This is a genomic window from Streptomyces sp. NPDC003036 (genome assembly GCF_040611175.1).
GTDB lineage: Bacteria > Actinomycetota > Actinomycetes > Streptomycetales > Streptomycetaceae > Streptomyces.
The window spans coordinates 1-12,809 of sequence record NZ_JBEXNO010000005.1; the positions used below are offsets into that span (position 1 = coordinate 1).

Below are 12,809 nucleotides of genomic sequence, written 5' to 3' on the forward strand. Positions count from 1 at the left end.
CCTCGCCCTGATCGGCTAACGGTCCGCGCCTGCCGCAGGCGCGGACCGGGGGACTGATCGGCTCAGCCGCCGCTCTTGCGCCTGAACGACCGCTGGCTCGCGGCCGGGCCGTGCGCCGCGCGCACCTTCGACGCGTCCGGGTTGGCGGCGACGTCCGCCGCGTCCGCCTGTGCGCCCCGCTTGCGCGCCAGGGCTTCACGGAACTTGCGCTTGAGGTCGTAGGTGCCGTCGTTGTCCGGCGCCAGAGGGGGCGTCTCGGGGACGGCCGGCTCCGAACCCTCCGTAGGTACGGGCTCTGCGGTCATGGTGACCTCCTGGATTCGGGAAGGGACCGGCACAGCTTGTCATGCCGGGGGCAGTGCGCGTGCTCTCAGCCGTTGCGGCGCACGAGGGCGGCCTTGCGGGCCTCGGCGAGCTTGCGGGCCTCACCGGCCTTGCGGGACGTGCCGCCGGCACCGCGGGAGGTGCCCTTGCTGGTGCCGAGGCCGCGGAAGGGAGCGTTGGTGTTCTTGGGCCGGGGGGCGGCCGGCCCGCCGTCGAGCGGGGTGCCGGAGGGGGCCTTGGCGCCGGTGATGCGGCTCAGCTCCGCCTCGCCCGAGCGCACCTTGGTGACGGTCGGCTCGATGCCGGCCTCGGCCATCATGCGGCTCGTCTCGCGGCGCTGGCCCGACAGCACGAGCGTGACCACGCTGCCGGACTCGCCGGCGCGGGCGGTGCGGCCGGCGCGGTGCACGTAGTCCTTGGGGTCGGTGGGCGGGTCGACGTTGACCACGAGATCGAGGTCGTCGACGTGCAGGCCGCGGGCCGCGACATTGGTGGCCACCAGAACGGTGATCTGGCCGTTCTTGAACTGCGCCAGGGTCCGGGTGCGCTGCGGCTGGGACTTGCCGCTGTGCAGGGCCCCGGCGTGCACCCCGCCGGCCCGCAGGTGCCGGGTGAGCTGGTCGACGGCGTGCTTGGTGTCGAGGAAGAGCAGGACGCGGCCGTCACGGGCGGCGATCTCCGTGGTGACGGCGTAGCGGTCGGGGCCGTGGACGACCAGGACGTGGTGCGCCATCGTCGAGACGGTGCCCGCGGACGGGTCGACCGAGTGGACGACGGGGTCGTGGAGATAGCGGCGGACCAGCTGATCGACGTCGCGGTCCAGGGTGGCCGAGAACAGCATCCGCTGACCGTCGGGGTGTACCTGGTCGAGCGCCTCGACCACCTGCGGCAGGAATCCCATGTCGCACATCTGGTCGGCCTCGTCCAGCACGGTGATCCTCACGCGTCCCAGGCGGCAGGCGTTGCGCTCGATCAGGTCGTGCAGGCGTCCGGGGGTGGCGACGACCACCTCGGCGCCCTCGCGCAGCGCGGCGACCTGCCGGCCGATCGACATGCCGCCGACGACCGTGGCCATCCGCAGCCGCAAGGCCTCGGCGTACGGCGTCAGCGCCTGGGTGACCTGCTGGGCCAGCTCACGGGTGGGGACGAGGACCAGGGCGAGGGGCTGCTTGGGTTCGGCGCGCCGCCCGGCCGTGCGGGTCAGCAGCGGCAGGCCGAAGGCGAGCGTCTTGCCGGATCCGGTGCGCCCGCGCCCCAGGACGTCGCGTCCCGCCAGGGCGTCGGGCAGCGTGGCCGCCTGGATCGGGAAGGGTTCACGCACCCCGAGTCCGCTCAGCGTGCTCAGGACCTCCGCCGGCAGTTCCAGATCGGCGAAGGAGACGGCCGGGGGCAGCGCCGGACCGCCGTGGGCGGTGCCGGAGTCGTCGGGGTGCTTCATGAAGAGCCTTCCGCAGGGAACGTACCGAGGAAGGCCCGGCAGGACTGCACTACTTTACAGGTCGGATCACGTGCTCCCGTCCCGCGCCCGGTTCAGCTGCTTCATTTCGATGAGGGTCGCGACGGCGCGCAGCCAGGTGGCCGCGGTGTCGTCGGCGGCGGGCCCGCCCACGATCTCGGTGCCGGCCCGAAGCCACTCCCGTACGAGGACGGCCGCCTCCGGGCGCGGCAGGGGCTCGGGCAGTTCCGCGGCGTGGGCGAGTCCGCCGGCGCGCACGGTGTCGGCGAGGAAGGAGACCGAGCGCGGCTCGGTGCCGAGGCGGTCGAGGATGACGGCCGCGGCCGCGGCGCCGTCGCCGAAGAGGGCGGTGCGCCGGGTGCCGGGCCCGGCGGTGAGGCCGTAGCGCAGCAGGACGGTGATGTCGAGCTGGGCCAGCTCGTCGTCCGTGCGCTCCGGCGGGTACGGGGCGTCGTTCATGGTGGGGCCTCGGGTGTCTCGGCTCAGTCGACGGTGACGGTGTAGGTGATGCGCTCGGGTGCCGGGGAGGGGGTGGCCGACCCCGCGGTCGGGGTGGCGGAGGGGCCGGTCGTCGCGGGGGGCCGGGTGGAGGTGTGGCCCTGGCAGGTGGTGAACGTGCAGTGCAGCAGCGTGAAGCGGGTGGTGCCCTTGCCCTTCGCCTCGAAGGTGAAGGTGAGTCGCCCGCCGGCGCCGGCCACCGGCTCGTCGCCGGAGTCCGACGCGTACTCCTGGCCGCGGCTGACCAGCACGGAGCTGTCGGGCTTGGGGTCGACCAGGTACCAGTGCTCGCGGGTGGAGACGTTCTGGTCGACGGTGAGCGCGAAGCGCTCGCCCGGCTTGGCGTCGATGGTGGTGTCCTTCACCGGGTGGTCGACGGTCCGCGCGCCGCCGGCCGGTTCGTCGGTGCCCGGGCCGCAGCCCGTGGTGAGAGCGAGGAGCGCGGCCGCCGCGATCGCGGCACCGCCCCTGCTACCGCGGAAGGTAGACACTGTACGCGTTGGGGAGTTCACTGCTGGAAGCCTTGCCCATGCGGCCGTTGATGAAGTCGTCCTCGCTGACCCAGGTGGTCGTGCCCCAGGGGTTGTACACCTGAAGCATGTCACCCTCCTGGGCGATGATGGTCATGGCGTGGGCGCCCTTCTCGCCCGAGACGTCGACCGGCACCGGCCGGCCCTGCGCCACCGACTTCTCGACCTCGGTGAGGATCGCCCTGCGGTCGGCGGCGGTGTTCAGGTCCTGGCGCTGGTAGTCGGTGCCGGTGGCACTGCCGACGTGGGTGTCGTTGATCCGCTCCTGCCCCTCGGGTCCCATGCCGGTCCACTTCTCACCGCCTTCGCCTTCGGTGTGCAGCCGGTGCTGTTCGGCCACCAGGCGCTGCCTGAAGGCCACGGGGTCGTCCTGCTGACCGTCGGGGCCGCCGGTGAGCTGGAGCGCGTACACGGGGTCGACCATGGCGCGGGAGGTGACGGTGGACGAGGCCACGCAGGTGCCCTCGGAGCCGTCGCCGCCCTGGATCCACAGCTGGCCGTTGAAGGTCACGTGGTCCTTGTTCTTGTTCGAGCCGTCCTGCTCCAGGCCCTTGTCCTTCATGCTGTCCGCGCCGGTGACCACCGGAGAGAGGTGCCGGCGCAGCCAGTCGGGGTCCTTGTCGTGAATCTTGTCCTGGAACTTCCCGATCTCTGTGACGCTGTGACCGGCGGCCAGGGCCTTCATCAGGTAGGCCCGCTCCTCCGGACTGTTCGACTTCGCCAGCATCCGCTCCATGGCCGTCGCGTCGTCCAGGCTCAGCCGGTCCATACGGGTCGACGCGCGCGCCAGGTCGGCGGGCGTGAGGATCTCGTTCAGCTCGGTGTGGGCGCCCGCGACACCGGTGTCGGCGAGCATCACCTTGTCGACGGCGGTGAGTTCGCTGGTCCCCATCTTCCCGGCCCGTGCCTCGGCGGCCCACTTGTTCAGGTCCCGGGCCGCGACGCGGCTGGCCTCCTGCGCCTCGGAGACGGCGGCGTGCATCATGTCGACCGCGTAGGAGCCGAAGTGGCAGGCGTTCAGGCGGTCCCACTCCTCCTCGTCGTTCTCGTGCATGTCGTCGAAGAAGCCGTCCTTGCCGCCGAGGATCTTCTTCTGCTCCAGCAGCTGTCCGCGGCCCTGCTCGTCCTTGCGCTGCGCGGCGGCGATGGCGTCGGCCAGCGTCAGCAGCGTCGTCGCGCCACCGTTGAACGCCTCGCTCATCTGGGTCACGGACCGGCCGACGGCGTTCACCGCGTCGGAGGCGAGGACGCTCGTGTCGCCGACCCATACCTCCGGAAGGCCCTTGCGGCCCACCCGGTCGACCTGGTCGAAGACGCTGCCGACCTGGTCGACCTGGCTGCGGTAGAGCCTTGCCGCGTTCTCCAGCACGCCCTGGTCGCCGCCGGGCGCGGGCACGGAGAGGGCGTTGTCGATCAGGTCGAGGAGCTCGTTCTTGCTCCCGGCAGCGAGCATCTTCTTGGACAGCCCGGCGAGCCACGCGAGACGGAAGGAAGGGGAGTCGAAAGGAGAGGAGAAGAAGGACACCGGACCGTTCCTCAGTAGCTCGACAGGGCCGAGCTGCGCCGCTCCGCCTGCGTCGATGTGTCGGCGAGACCGCTCTTGCCGCCGGCGGGGACGCTGTCCACCTGCGTCCGCACCAGGCCGTCGGAGCCGCGGTAGTCCTTCTTGGCCAGCTGCACCTTGGCACCGAGCTCGTGCAACGCCGACGCCAGCGTCTTGGCCTCCGCTTCCCAGGCCTTGACGAACGCGTTCAGCGCGGACGCGGCGTCATCGCCGCCGACATTGCTGTACGAGTACGTCGTGCGGGCCTTGACGGCCGAGCTGACGCCGTCCATGTCCGTGCCGGCGTTGTCGAGTTGCTGGGCCTGGCCCGTCATCCCCGCCTTGATCTGGTAGCCGTCCTGGCCCACCGTGCCTCCCCCGTACGCATCCGATCACGACCGCGGGCAGGCTAACACGCACCGTACACACGAACGATCATGGTCATCGGCCACGCACACCTCCTCCACATCAAGCGCGCACACGGGATGCGCACACCCCGTTGACGGCCGTGGTGCGCCTCACGTTCCGTCCCTGGTGCTCGCCCCGGCCGAACGACTCCTCGTCACCGGTCCCAACGGCGTCGGCAAGAGCACCCTCCTCCAGTTGCCGGCCGGTGAACTGACGTCGGAGGAGGGTGTCGTGCGCCGGCCGCCGCGGGTCGGATTCCTCTGTCAGCGGAGCGCCCCCGATGCCGCCTTCGACGCGCGCACCCCGCCGGCGGCCCTCGCGGCCGACAGGGCGGGACACCCCGACGAGCACGCCGACGAACTGCTCGCGCTCGGCCTGTTCCACACCGCCGACCTCACCGTCCCCCTGCGCGAGCTGTCCGTCGGACAGCGCCGCAAGCTCGAACCGGCCCGGCTCGTGACGGCCGGTGCCCTCGACCTGCTGCTGCTGGACGAGCCCACGAACCACCTGGCCCCCGGCCTGGTGGAAGAGAGCGAGGCGGCCCTGACCCCCTGCACGGGCACGCTGGTCGTCGTCACCCACGACCGGCTCCTCCGCGGACGCTTCCAGGGACGCCGCCTGGAACTGCCCGTGGATGACACAGCATGACCCCTATGTGGCTTTAAAAGATCACTTCAATGGCAAGAAGTGATCCTTGCACTGTTGATCATGTGCCGGATAGCGTCGTGGACGACCAGCTTGACCGGGGTACGCACCGGAGGGGACCGGCGAGGTGTTGACCGCACCTCGCCGAGCCGTGTGCACTCCGGCGTTCGTGAACCGGGGGAGAACCGTGAGCCGTAGGCTTGTGTGCGCAGGCTTGAGGACGGCCGTTTCCGTTGTCGCGTCGCCCGGCGGGCGGCGAGGCCGCACCGCCGCCACGAAGGCGAGCTTCTTCACCGGCTGAGGCCCGAGCCCGGCCCCCCATGTCGTAGGCGACGCCTGAGACATCTCCTCGCCGGATTCCGGCACATCACCGCGCCGTGGCGTCCAGCGCTGCGCACGCCCGGTGACTCTCCGCAGTCACTCGCGTACGGCGGTGGGCCGTGCCGCGCCCCCGTCGAACCCTTTCCGCAAGAACAGAACGGATCCCATGACATTCCACCGACTCCGCTCAGCCCTGGCCGTCGGCGCCGGACTGCTCACCCTGCTCGCCACCGCCGCAACGGCGCCCGCGTCCGCCGCCGAGGGGACGCAGTTGCAGCTCCAGGTCAAGTACCGCGGCAAGTGCCTCACGATCGCCAACGGCAGCCTGCGCAACGGGGCCCACGCGATCGAGGGCGACTGCGACAGCGCCGTACTCCACCAGGTCTTCCGGATGAGAGCCGATGACAAGCCGGGCTGGGAGCTGGCCGCCGCGCACAGCGGTCGGTGCCTCGCGTACCGCCCGTCGCAGAGCGCCGCGGTCGTGCAGGAGTGGTGCAACGGTTCGACCGCCCAGCGCTGGTCGTACGAGTTCCTCGAGGGCGGCGAGAAGAACCGGCTGCAGCTGCGCCCGGTCGACGCCCCGAAGGAGTGCGTGACCCTGGGCGGGACCTCCCCGGGGGAGGAACCGGCGGCGTACGTCGTGGAGTGCTTCGACAACATGCCCAGCCAGGAGTGGCGTCTCGCCTTCGTCAACTGACGACACCTGGTTGCTCGTGGCTCTTGAACTGCCATGTCGTCTGATGACAGGCGACGGAGGGGTTTTCACATCAGTATGAACACCAAGCACATCGCTTCCCCGTGGATGCGGCGGATCGTCTCGCGCGGACTGGTGACCGCGACCACGCTGGCAGCGGTGACCGGTGCGGTGCTGCCGGGCACGGCCGTGGCCGACGGCAAGCCGGAGGCGGCGGACGCCGTGGCGCGCGCGGCCGGGATCGGTACCACCGAAACGCAGCGGGTGGAGGCGGCGGCCGTGGTCCGCCTGGATCCGACGGCGGACGTGCTCCTGCTCAGCGACTACGACTTCGTGCACGCGCTGTGGCAGAAGGCCCGGGACGCCGGCGAGCGGCTGGACGCCGTGCGGACGGCGGCCGAGCAGGCGATGGCCGGCACGGCGGCCGAGGAGCACACGCGGTTCATCGTCACCGGCATCCACGCGGCGTACCGGCTCGATCAGCAGCGCGAGCTGGAGAAGGCCGCGGCCGAGCGGGCGGCCCGGCATGCCAAGTCCCAGGTGCTGGTGGCCATCGGCATCGCCGGCACTCCCGAACTGCTGGCGCTGAGCGACGACAACTTCATCCGGGCCGTCGCGCGGCACACGGCATCCGGTCCGGAGGTGCGGGCCGCGGCGCTGAAGGCGCTGGCCGGGGAGCCGGCCGACTGGCGGGAGTTCATCGTCAACGGTGCGCGCGAGGCCCACAGCCGTGACGTGGCCAGGGAACTGGAGGACCTGGCCGAGCAGGACCGCAAGGAGGCCGAGCGCCGCAAGGAGCTGGCCGCCCGCAAGAGTGCGGCCGCCCTGTTCCGCGTCGCTCCTTCCGAGGCCATGCTCGCCCTCGGCGACGACAACTTCATCCGCGAGCTGCTGCGCCTGGCTCCCGCCGATCTCAAGGGCTCCGAGCTGCTCGCGGCCGCGCAGCGGGCGGTGGCGAGCGGGAACGCCGCGGACTGGAAGGCGTTCATCCACAGCGGTGCCGACGCCGCGTACAAGCGCGACGACGAGAACCGGCGCAAGAAGCTCGCGGAGGCGAACCGCAAGCTCGCCCTGCAGATCCAGGCCGCCGCCCAGAACAGCGGCGTGAACCCCCACCTGGCCGCCGCCGCGCAGAAGGCACTGGCCGGTACCGACGACGCCGTCGCGGAGTTCCTCAAGGAGGACACGCAGTACCGGCTCAAGCGCCAGTCCCTGCAGTCGGGGGACAAGAAGCTGGCGGGCTGGTTCGCCCGTCAGTCCAGCCAGGACGGCGGCGAGGGCTTCCTCGGGCCCCTGGACGCCAAGAGCAGGCAGACCGACCGCGAGGACGCCACCTGGGTCGTCGTGCCCTCCCTCGCCGGCCTGCCCGGGTGTTACTCCTTCGAGTCCGTCCGCAAGCCCGGCCATTACCTCAAGGGCGACCTGCCGTCGCTGCGGGTGCGGATCGCCGCGGACGACCGCAGCGCGGCCTTCAGGCAGAGCGCGACCTGGTGCGCGACCAAGGGCCAGAACGGCTCCGGCACGTCGTTCACATGGGCCGTCGGACCCGAGCAGCGCTCGCTGCGCCACATGGCCGGCGACCTGTACGTGGCGCAGCACTACACCACCGACGACGCCCGCCAGGCGTCCAGTTGGAAGGTCGCTCCCCCGCTCGCGCCCTGAGTCGGCCGGTGCCCCCGGTGCCGCTCTGTTCGCGGGTGCGGCCCCGGGCCTGTCTCCCCTGCCCGTCGCGTCGACGGCAGGGGTTTCTTTTTCCGTTTTGTTTTGCGGTTCGATCGAGTTGAAGGGGTTTCCCGTGAGGGGAAGATTCCGGCCGGGCGCCGGAAGGATACGAGTCCGGGGCCGTGTGCCCGGTGTTGTGGGCAGGGCCGTGTCGGCCGTCATGGCCGTGGCCATCCTCGGTGGTGTGGTGGGGGAGGCCGGGGCTGTGGCGCCGGCGAGGCCGGGTGAGGCGGTCGCGCTGACGCGCCTGATGGCCGGTGTGCCGCAGGCCGCATCCGTCCCGCCGCCTGCGGCGCCTTCCGCACTGGATGCGATCAGCGCGGAGCGCGACCGGCAGTTGGTGGAGGACTTCGCGGAGTTCGACGAGGAGGAGGAAGTCCGCGAGGCCGCCAGGAAGGCGTTGGAGAGCGCCGACCCGAACGCGATCCGGGAGTTCCTGGAGCGTGGGGAGGCCGCGGCGCGGCAGCGCGCGAAGGACAAGAGGGAGGCGACGGATGTCGCCAACCGGCAGCGCATCGAGGCGCTGCGCGGAACCGGTGGCGCGTTCTTCAACGCCGAGGTCGAGCGGGTCCTGAAGGGCACCGCGCGGGAGCGGGCCGACTTCCTGGCGTTCGGGGCCGACATCGCGCGGCAGCGGGATGCGGCAACGGCGCAGAACGAGAAGGAACGGGCGGCGGAGAACCGCAAGCGGGTCGAGATGCTGGTCGCGGTCGGTGGTCCGGAGGTGAAGCGGGCCGCGCAGGCCGCTTTGGCCACGGGCGACGACACGGCGATCGCCGCGTTCTTGGACAAGGGATACCTGATCGCCGCGCGGAAGGACGCGGAGGACCGGGCGGCGCACGAGAAGGCGCAGAAGGAGGCGTTGGAGGCGGCCGAGCGGCTGCGGAAGCTGGCGGAGAACGCGGCGCGGGCCGCCGAGGCCCGGACGAAGCTGATCGCGGCGCACGGTGACGCGGTGAAGGCGCTGAAGGGCGCGTCGAACGCGATGAACGCGGCAGCCGCGCAGTCCCGTGAGGCCGACCGCATGCTCGCCGCCGACCGGGCGGGCAAGCGGGTCTCCGACTACGGGCCGGTGAAGGCGGAGATCGTCCGGCAGGTCGAGATCGCCGACACGGCGGCGAAGCAGGCGCAGGTGGCGGCCGGACAGGCCGCGGTGCAGGCCGGTGTGCTGGTCGAGACCGGTCTGACGCACGGTGTTCAGTGGTCGCAGGTCGCCTCGGGGATCGCGGCTTCGGCACAGGCGGCGGCCACGGCGGCGGCGACCGCCCGGCACGCGGTGGACGCGACGGCCGCCGACGCGGCGGGGCTGAACGCCAAGAACCAGGCCGAGTTGCACGCGCAGCAGGCGGTGAAGTGGCGGGCCAACGCCGAGCAGCACGCGAAGGCGGCGGCCCAGCTGGCCGATGCGGCAGCCGGGCAGGCGAAGATCGCGGCGGATGCGGCGGCCGCGTCCCGCAAGGCCAGGATCGAGGCCGAGCAGGCCGAGAAGCAGGCGTGGGAGCACGCCAAGAAGACCCGCGAGGCGCGGATCGAGGCGCAGTACCAGGCCAAGGTCGCGGCCGAGCAGCGGGTGATCGCAGAGCGGGAACGTGAGGCGGCGGCAGCCGCGCGGGCGCGGGCGGAGCGGGAGCGGGACAGCGCCGCCAGGGCGCGTGGGGTGGCCGAGGCCGAGGCGCGCACGGCGTCGGCCAAGCGGGCCGAGGCGCAGGCCGCCGCGGCCGTGGCGGCGGACAAGCGCGCCACCGCACAGACCCAGGAGGGCATCGCGGCCCGGGCCGACGAGCTCGCCCGTGGTGAGGAGACCAAAGCCCGTTCCGCCCGCGACAAGGCGGTGGAAGCCGAACGCCTCCACAAGGCCGAGGAGGCGCGGGCCCGGGCCACCGAGGCTCTGGCCGCCAAGGCGCAGGGCACCGAGCACGCCGAAACCGCGCGGGCTGCGGCCGGCGAGGCCCGCTCGGCCGCCAACGCGGCCGGGGTGGCGGCCGGTTCGGCGCGTGGCGCGGCCGATGAGGCATCCGGGGCGGCGGTGCGTTCGCGTTCGGCGGCCATCGAGGCGGCCGGTGCGGCCGCGCGGGCACGGGCGGCGGCCAGTGAGGCCACCGCGCACGCCGCGCGGGCCGACGCCGCCGCGGGCAAGGCCGAAGCCGCCGCCTTCGCGGCCGACGCCGCGGCCGGCAAGGCCGAGTCCCAGGCCGCCGCCACCCGCGCCGCGGCTCAGCGGGCGGGCGCCAAGGCCGCCGAGGCCACCGCGCAGGAAGCCAGGGCCGGGATCGCCGCCCACGAGGCGGGCCGACTGGCCGGTCTGGCCGCCCTGCAGGCCAACCAGGCCCTCCAGGCCGCCAACCGCACCCGCCAGGAGGCCGAAGGCGCCACCCGGGAAGCGGCGATGGCCCGGCTGCAGGCCACCACCGCCGTCCAGGCCGCCACCTCGGCCAGGACCACCGCGGCCGGTATCGCCGATCCGGCCAACACCGCCATCCTCCTCACCACGCCGTTCACCGGCAGCGACGTCAACGCCGACTTCGCCACCGAAGTCGCCCAGGCCGCCCTCGCCCTCGGCCAGGCCGAGGTCACCAAGGCCGAGGCCCGGGCGGCGGAAGCGGTCAAGGCCGCCGAAGCGGCCGAGGCGGCCGCCGCTCGCGCCAACGCCCAAGTCGCCCCTGCCTTCAAGGCGGCCGCGGCGGCAGCGCGTTCCGCGGCGAGCGCCGCACGCTCCTCCGCCGCGGCGATGAAGTCCGCGGCCCAGGCGGCCGAGGACGGCGCCAAGGCCCGGGCCGCCGCGGCCCGGGCCAACGAAGCCGACGCCCAGGCCCAGGCCGATGCGAAACTCGCCCGCCAGGCCGCCCACCAGGCCTTCGCCGACGCCGCCGCGGCCCGTAACGCCGCCACCCAGGCCGAAGCCGAAGCCGAACGCGCCCGCGGCGCCGCCACCGACGCGGAGAATCAGGCAGCGGCCGCCGCCGGCGCCGCCGCACTGGCCGAGAAGGAAGCGAGCACCGCCCAAGCCGCGGCCACCCAGGCCGAGAAGGACGCCGCCGACGCCGCCAGACTCGCCACCTCCGCCGAAGAGCACGCCACCTCCGCCGAAACGGCCGCCAAGAACGCCGGCACCTACGCGAAGCAAGCCGACGAGGCGGCCAAGAAGGCCGAGGAGTACCAGCGCGAGCAGGAGCGCAAGGCACGCGAGGAAGCCGCCAAGGAACGGCTGTCCGATCCCGCGCTGGACGACCGGATGAAGAAGGCGCTCAAGGAGGCGGGACTTTCACCCGAGGGGTATCAGGAAGCGCTGGACCTGGCGGGCCAGAACCTCCTCGACTACCTGATGGAGAACGGCGCCGAGATCCTCGTCGAGCTCGCCGCCGAGGACATCAAGGCGTGCATCGACGACCCCGACATCGGGATCTGCCTGTGGGCCATCGTCCAGAACCTCGGCCCCGTCAAGGCACTGAAGATCGCCAGCAAGCTGCCGAAGATCGCGAAGGCCATCGCAGGCATCAACGACTTCCTCGACAAGACCGCGGAAGCGCGGAAGCAGCTGAAGAAGTACGAGGAAGCACTGGAGAAGATCACGGCGGCTTCCTCCTGCCTCACGGGCAGCGCGCCGAACAAGGTTGCGAAGTCGAGCGTCTGGGTCCCCGGCAGGCCGCAGCAGGCGGCCGCCGGCACCGTCGCGTCCGACCGGTGGCTCCGGACCGGCAACGGCACGTGGGTCCAGGCGACCGCGCGGTTCGCCCTGGCTGCGGACAAGCCGTCGCTGTCGAAGCTCTGCAAGCTCGAGTACGACAGCGGTGATCTCGCGACGGAAGCGTTCCAGGCACGCTTGGACTCCGGTTTCTGGGGAGCGAACCACAATGTCGCCGTGGCGAAGGTCAAGGGGCCTGACGGCAAGACGCGTATCGTGCGCGGTTTCAGCAACAACGACCGCCATGCCGAGGAGCACATCCTCAGCCAGCTCGGCGCGAAGGACTCGATCACGGACCTGTACACGGAGCGTGAGCCGTGCCCCAGTCGATGCACCCCCGCTCTGGCGTCCGACCCCCGGGCGAAGGGCGCGAACATCTCCTTTTCCATGCCCTATGCTGACCCGTCGACTCCTGACGGCAAGTTCATGAACAAGGTGTGGACGGAGACGCTCGGCAACTGGATCAACCAGGCGCGTGGGCGGCGAGGGCTCCCGCCGATGCGGTCGGGATGGTAGCGGCTGATGGAAGCACGACATCACATGGAGCAGGGCATGAGTGACGGCGATTCCGGCGGAGCCCCCCAAAGGTGCGCTCCTGATGTGGAAATGCGGCTCGTGCGCATCGCTCTGGCGGTGACCGACACCCTGCGTCACGCGGGAATCCCGGCGGTCTACGCCGGTGCTTCCTACGACGGCCTGAGCCCAGGCCTCTCCGGGGCCGTCGTCTTCCACGCGCCGTACAGCGACGAAGCCGCAGGGGTGTACGTCTACTGGATGTCCAGTCCGGCACTCGTGCAGCAGATCATCCGACCGGAGGGGCCGGACCCACAGGCCGTGGCCCTGGGTTCCGCCGCACAGGAAGCCATGCACACGGCACTGCGCACCATTCTCGGCGCGGGGGGCTGGCAGGTGACGGAGCACATGAACTCGGCCTCCGGTGAGGAGTACCTCAGGGTCTTGGTGGACCCTGCCGAGTAGCCCCGTCT

11 protein-coding genes are annotated in these 12,809 nt (G+C 72.0%); 5 read left to right on the forward strand and 6 right to left on the reverse strand.

Annotation, left to right across the window (positions count from 1 at the left end; genetic code table 11):
• Positions 1–62: 62 nt before the first annotated feature.
• The 6 genes from ABZX67_RS05125 to ABZX67_RS05150 form a co-directional block, all read right to left on the reverse strand.
• Entirely contained in the window at positions 63–305 is a 243-nt protein-coding gene (locus ABZX67_RS05125) for a DUF5302 domain-containing protein (protein ID WP_355354748.1), read from the reverse strand.
• A 65-nt stretch (positions 306–370) separates the two neighbouring features.
• Complete coding sequence (locus ABZX67_RS05130) at positions 371–1,762, reverse strand: DEAD/DEAH box helicase (protein WP_355354751.1); 1,392 nt, start codon at positions 1,760–1,762, stop codon at positions 371–373.
• 66 nt (positions 1,763–1,828) lie between these two features.
• A complete protein-coding gene (locus ABZX67_RS05135) occupies positions 1,829–2,239 on the reverse strand; it encodes a hypothetical protein (RefSeq protein WP_355354754.1) in 411 nt (136 codons plus the stop codon).
• Positions 2,240–2,262: 23 nt separating this feature from the next.
• Positions 2,263–2,769, reverse strand: a complete 507-nt coding sequence (locus ABZX67_RS05140; protein ID WP_355354757.1) for a protease inhibitor I42 family protein — start codon at positions 2,767–2,769, stop codon at positions 2,263–2,265.
• Positions 2,750–4,333, reverse strand: coding sequence for a peptidoglycan-binding protein (locus ABZX67_RS05145; protein ID WP_355354760.1), 1,584 nt, complete (start codon positions 4,331–4,333; stop codon positions 2,750–2,752). The genes ABZX67_RS05140 and ABZX67_RS05145 overlap by 20 nt, the downstream gene beginning before the upstream one ends.
• 11 nt (positions 4,334–4,344) lie before the next feature.
• Positions 4,345–4,719 (reverse strand): hypothetical protein, encoded by a 375-nt coding sequence (locus ABZX67_RS05150; protein ID WP_355354763.1) that lies wholly within the window; start codon positions 4,717–4,719, stop codon positions 4,345–4,347.
• Positions 4,720–4,885: 166 nt separating this feature from the next.
• Here ABZX67_RS05150 and ABZX67_RS05155 point away from each other — a divergent pair, with 166 nt between their 5' ends.
• The 5 genes from ABZX67_RS05155 (at position 4,886) to ABZX67_RS05175 (ending at position 12,801) form a co-directional block, all read left to right on the forward strand.
• The gene (locus ABZX67_RS05155; RefSeq protein ID WP_355354766.1) at positions 4,886–5,407 is read left to right on the forward strand and encodes an ATP-binding cassette domain-containing protein; all 522 of its coding nucleotides are present in this window, start codon (positions 4,886–4,888) and stop codon (positions 5,405–5,407) included.
• 484 nt (positions 5,408–5,891) lie between these two features.
• Positions 5,892–6,422 (forward strand): RICIN domain-containing protein, encoded by a 531-nt coding sequence (locus tag ABZX67_RS05160; protein WP_355354769.1) that lies wholly within the window; start codon positions 5,892–5,894, stop codon positions 6,420–6,422.
• Positions 6,423–6,497: 75 nt separating this feature from the next.
• Complete coding sequence (locus ABZX67_RS05165) at positions 6,498–8,081, forward strand: AbfB domain-containing protein (protein ID WP_355354772.1); 1,584 nt, start codon at positions 6,498–6,500, stop codon at positions 8,079–8,081.
• Positions 8,082–8,265: 184 nt separating this feature from the next.
• Positions 8,266–12,339: a hypothetical protein gene (locus tag ABZX67_RS05170; RefSeq protein WP_355354775.1), complete on the forward strand. Its 4,074-nt coding sequence runs from the start codon at positions 8,266–8,268 to the stop codon at positions 12,337–12,339.
• A gap of 36 nt (positions 12,340–12,375) precedes the next feature.
• Positions 12,376–12,801, forward strand: coding sequence for a hypothetical protein (locus ABZX67_RS05175; protein ID WP_355354778.1), 426 nt, complete (start codon positions 12,376–12,378; stop codon positions 12,799–12,801).
• Positions 12,802–12,809: the final 8 nt, after the last annotated feature.

Coding starts and splice junctions, on each gene's coding strand:
- ABZX67_RS05160 (WP_355354769.1), top strand. CDS start 5,892: ATGACATTCCACCGACTCCGCTCAGCCCTGGCCGTCGGCGCCGGACTG.
- ABZX67_RS05165 (WP_355354772.1), top strand. CDS start 6,498: ATGAACACCAAGCACATCGCTTCCCCGTGGATGCGGCGGATCGTCTCG.
- ABZX67_RS05130 (WP_355354751.1), bottom strand. CDS start 1,762: ATGAAGCACCCCGACGACTCCGGCACCGCCCACGGCGGTCCGGCGCTG.
- ABZX67_RS05175 (WP_355354778.1), top strand. CDS start 12,376: ATGAGTGACGGCGATTCCGGCGGAGCCCCCCAAAGGTGCGCTCCTGAT.
- ABZX67_RS05125 (WP_355354748.1), bottom strand. CDS start 305: ATGACCGCAGAGCCCGTACCTACGGAGGGTTCGGAGCCGGCCGTCCCC.
- ABZX67_RS05135 (WP_355354754.1), bottom strand. CDS start 2,239: ATGAACGACGCCCCGTACCCGCCGGAGCGCACGGACGACGAGCTGGCC.